This window comes from Pseudomonas sp. GM24 (assembly GCF_000282235.1).
Classification (GTDB): domain Bacteria; phylum Pseudomonadota; class Gammaproteobacteria; order Pseudomonadales; family Pseudomonadaceae; genus Aquipseudomonas.
In genome coordinates this window covers 1-783 of record NZ_AKJR01000381.1, presented here as the reverse complement: position 1 = coordinate 783, position 783 = coordinate 1, and the positions used below count along the sequence as shown (strand labels likewise).

Genomic DNA, 783 nt, shown 5'->3' with positions numbered 1-783 from the left:
GGCAGCTCCTACAGGGTTATCAGCAGTTCCGAGCCGCCGTTGGCATTTGTTACGAGGCTGTTTTAATGCCGCTGTCCAACATCCGCATCATTCATCAGGACGCCGCCGTACTGGTGGTGAACAAACCGACCTTGCTGCTCTCGGTGCCCGGTCGCGCCGACGACAACAAGGACTGCCTGATTACCCGTTTGCAGGAAAACGGCTACCCGGAAGCGCGCATCGTCCATCGCCTGGACTGGGAAACCTCCGGCATCATTTTGCTCGCCCGTGACGCCGACACGCATCGCGAACTGTCGCGCCAGTTTCACGACCGCGAAACCGAAAAGGCCTACACCGCTTTGGCCTGGGGTCAGCCGGAACTCGACAGTGGCAGCATCGACCTGCCGCTGCGTTACGACCCACCGACCAAGCCGCGTCATGTGGTCGACCACGAATTCGGCAAGCATGCGCTGACCTTCTGGCGTGTGCTGGAACGTTGCGGTGACTGGTGTCGCGTTGAGCTGACACCGATCACCGGTCGTTCGCACCAATTGCGCGTGCACATGCTGTCGATCGGGCATCCGCTGCTCGGTGACGGGCTCTACGCCCACGAACAGGCTCTGGCGGCATGGCCACGCCTGTGCCTGCACGCGAGCATGCTCAGCTTCACCCATCCGCAAACCGGCGAACGCCTGCGCTTCGAGTGCCCTGCGCCGTTTTGACGACCACCACCGGCCCCATGTAGGAGCTGCCGAAGGCTGCGATCTTTTGATCTTGCTGTTCATAAGATCAAAAGATCGCAGC

Annotated in this window: 1 protein-coding gene; it reads left to right on the top strand. The window is 61.0% G+C overall.

The window, feature by feature from the left end:
- Positions 1–65: 65 nt before the first annotated feature.
- A complete protein-coding gene (locus tag PMI23_RS28515; protein WP_007919202.1) occupies positions 66–701 on the top strand; it encodes an RluA family pseudouridine synthase in 636 nt (211 codons plus the stop codon).
- The last annotated feature ends 82 nt before the right edge of the window (positions 702–783 follow it).